The organism is Skermanella sp. (assembly GCF_059503625.1).
This window is the reverse complement of the sequence record NZ_JCACHA010000289.1, coordinates 1-2,994: the sequence shown is the minus strand read 5'-3', so window position 1 is coordinate 2,994 and position 2,994 is coordinate 1. Positions and strand designations below refer to the sequence as shown.

The following is a 2,994-nucleotide window of genomic DNA, read 5'->3' as shown; positions in this document are numbered from 1 at the left end:
TCGGCGAACGCACCCGTGACGGCCTTTGGAACGCCATTGGACATATCCTCAAGCTCTACAGCCCAAACGAGTGCCGAAACCTCTTCAGAAATTCAGGCTATTCAAGCTGATCGGTGACCGCTCTAAATGCAGTAAGCAGGCTCAGGCACACGCCCCACATGTTGTGGTTTATAGCCTTAACGACACGGTATTGCCCTTAGCCCGGATTATTCACCAACGAAGCAGACAGAGCAATCTTCTCTCGGTAGTTCAATTTTAGGTTTTTCGGTTTCCGCGCGGTCAGGTCCCGATGGCGAGATGGGGCGGCGGGTTTGGGGTTGCGGGGGCGGGTTCTTGGGTGTGGGCACACGGCCCGGCGCTCAGGTGACGAACCGGGCGAGGCGCGTCGAGACGACGGTGAGGATATCCTCGACCGGGAACACCGGGGCCAGAGCGATCCGAATGTGATCGGCCGTTTCGGGGGGCCGTCAACGGAATGGGGGTCAGGCAGCTTTAGCCATTTCGGAGCCAGGATTGGCTTTGAAGAGCTGTCCGATGCCGGAGCCAAGTTTGCCGTTAAGAACGGCACAGCGAACTTGGAGCAGGAGATCAGCACCGTGTCGCGACCATCGCATCTGCTGGGATTTGTTCATGCGGCGGTTGACCAGGAAGTTGGCTGTTGCTTCGGTCAGCGCGGTGCCGACCCGCAAACCAGCACGATGGCGTTCGGCATAGTTGACCAGCCAAGTGCTCTGATTGGAGAGATAGCGGTCGATCCCACGCAGCGCCTTCCACAATCGGCGCCACGCCGGATCATTTTTCCGGCCGCCATCGCCCTCAAAGACCGGCAGGACGTCGCGGATGCGCTTAAGGGTGATCTGCGCGTCCTTGGCCCTGCCGTTCCAGATCCGCCAGTGCAGGCGGTCGACTTCCGCGACGATCACCGCCCTGGCGTGCTCCCGCTCCGGGGTGTCGGCCGGCAGGGTGCCAGCTGTCGTTTCGGCATGCTGCAACCGCATGGCGATGTGGAACCAGTCGAGGTACGGCGTCGCCGTGACGCCGGCATCGACCAGGATCGAGCGCAGTCCGGAACAGCCATCGGTGAACGCGGTGATGGCAGTGTTGGTGGTGTGGCCGACCTCGGCAAGGCCGCGCTGGATCAGCGCCGCGATCGAGGTGTCGGTTTTTGCCACGGCGGCGAAAACCTGCCGGGCTCCCCTGGATGCCTCGACATTGCCGAGCCGAACTTCGAGATGGCGCTGGTCCTCCTCGCAGCTGCGGATGAAGGTCGAGTCCAGCGACAGGGTAATCGCCGGGGCGGCGGCTGTCGGTTCGAGCGCGGCGGCGTCGCGTAGCTCAGCGCCGAGCTTCAGGGTGCACCACGCATGCTTTCATGGCTGATCCCGGCATCGACCGGCAGAAGCAGCTCGAGCACGCCGGCCGCGACCCGATAGGGCATGAGGACGGACAGGTGGGCCTGGAGCTGATCGAGCTCGGGCGTCGATCGGCAGCGCGCTGGCCAGTCGACAGTGGCCTCCATCGTGCCGCAGCCGGCACAGCGGAAGCGTGGCAGGCGAACAGTGACCTGGCCGAACAGGCTGGCGATCGTAACCGGCCGATCCAGGCCGCCTTACAAGGACTTCGGTATCGAGATATCTTACGTCGTTAACGACGTCGTTATGGACGTCAACAGCGAGGTGAGATATGCGGGTGGAGGTGCTGAATGGAAGTGAGCGCCGGCGTCGCTGGTCTTTGGACGAGAAGATGCGGATTGTCGCCGAGGCTGCCGCTCCCGGTTCGAGCGTCTCGGAGGTGGCCCGCCGGCATGACATCTCGCGGCAGAACATCTACCAGTGGCGCTGCGAGTTGAAGCAAAGGGCCGTCCATCCAACGGGCAAGGCGGTGTTCCTCCCGGTCGAGGTGACGGAGGAGGCGCCGGGCCCGGGCGCCGGATGTGGCGGGGATGCGCCAGGCCACCCTGTCGAGATCGGGTTGCGCAGTGGCCGCACCCTGCGCTTTGCCGCCGACATTCCGGACCGCGTTCTGATGCGGCTGATCCGGGTCGCGGAGGCGGCATGATCGGCCCGGGCAGCGGCGTTCGGGTCTATCTCGCCTGCGGGGTCACAGATATGCGCAAGGGGATCACCGGGCTGGCGGCGGTCGCGCAGGAGCACCTCCGGCAGGCGCCCGGCTCGGGTGCCGTCTTCGCTTTCCGGGGGCGTCGGGGCGACAGGATCAAGCTGCTCCACTGGGACGGCCAGGGGTTTTGTCTGTATTACAAGGTTCTCGAGCAGGGCCGCTTCCCCTGGCCAGCACCTTCGGACGGATCGGTACGGCTGACGGCGGCACAACTCGCAATGCTGTGGGAAGGAATCGACTGGAGACGTCCTGCCTGGACTGCCGGACCAAGGCGGGTGGGATGATTTTCTCTGTTCATGACTGATGAATACTGTCATCAGGGGCGGATTTTTGTTAGACTTGTTCCATGCCGCCGCTATCCGATGCCCTGCCCGACGACCCAGCCGCCCTGAAGGCGATTATCCTCGCCCAGCGTGAGGAGATGGCCCGCGCCAGGGCGTCGGCGCTGGCCTTCGAGGCCCTGGTCCAGGCGCTCCGGATCCAGATCGCCAAGCTGCGGCGGCAGCGGTTCGGACCGAGTTCGGAGCGGATCGGCCGTGAACTCGAGCAGCTCCAGCTGACGCTCGAGGACGTCGAGGTGGCGATTGCCGCCAACGACGCTTCTGCCGAACATTCCGATGCCGGTTACGCCGGGGAGGAGCCGGCATTGCCGAGGGCCGAACCCCGCCGGCGCGGTAAACCGCGCCTTCGCGACGATGCACCGCGCGAGCGGATCGTGCTCGATCCCGGCGACCACTGCCCCGACTGCGGCGGCCCGCTTCGTCTGCTCGGCGAGGACTTGTCCGAGGTTCTCGAGTTCGTCGCGGCCAAGCTCAAGGTGATCGAGACCAGGAGGCCGAGGAAGTCCTGCCGGCTGTGCGAGAGGATCGTCCAGGA

5 protein-coding genes and 1 pseudogene are annotated in these 2,994 nt (G+C 64.6%); 5 read left to right on the top strand and 1 reads right to left on the bottom strand.

Annotated elements, in window-relative coordinates; translation table 11 throughout:
- Nucleotides 1-110 (top strand): annotated as a pseudogene (locus tag AC5JJ6_RS06705) (IS630 family transposase); the annotation flags it as partial.
- Nucleotides 111-482: 372 nt separating this feature from the next.
- On the opposite strand, the gene AC5JJ6_RS06700 reads toward AC5JJ6_RS06705, so the two are convergent.
- Entirely contained in the window at nt 483-1,172 is a 690-nt protein-coding gene (locus AC5JJ6_RS06700) for a hypothetical protein (protein WP_496041291.1), read from the bottom strand.
- Between the two features lie 200 nt (nt 1,173-1,372).
- Here AC5JJ6_RS06700 and AC5JJ6_RS06695 point away from each other — a divergent pair, with 200 nt between their 5' ends.
- The 4 genes from AC5JJ6_RS06695 to AC5JJ6_RS06680 form a co-directional block, all read left to right on the top strand.
- A complete protein-coding gene (locus AC5JJ6_RS06695; protein WP_496041290.1) occupies nt 1,373-1,648 on the top strand; it encodes a hypothetical protein in 276 nt (91 codons plus the stop codon).
- 35 nt (nt 1,649-1,683) lie between these two features.
- Nucleotides 1,684-2,058 carry an IS66-like element accessory protein TnpA gene (tnpA, locus tag AC5JJ6_RS06690; protein ID WP_496041289.1) on the top strand — a complete coding sequence of 125 codons (375 nt, stop codon included), beginning with the start codon at nt 1,684-1,686 and terminating at the stop codon, nt 2,056-2,058.
- Nucleotides 2,055-2,402 (top strand): IS66 family insertion sequence element accessory protein TnpB, encoded by a 348-nt coding sequence (gene tnpB / locus AC5JJ6_RS06685; RefSeq protein WP_496041288.1) that lies wholly within the window; start codon nt 2,055-2,057, stop codon nt 2,400-2,402. The genes tnpA and tnpB overlap by 4 nt, the downstream gene beginning before the upstream one ends.
- Nucleotides 2,403-2,464: 62 nt before the next feature.
- A partial coding sequence (locus tag AC5JJ6_RS06680; RefSeq protein WP_496041287.1) for an IS66 family transposase zinc-finger binding domain-containing protein occupies nt 2,465-2,994 on the top strand: 530 nt, incomplete at its 3' end.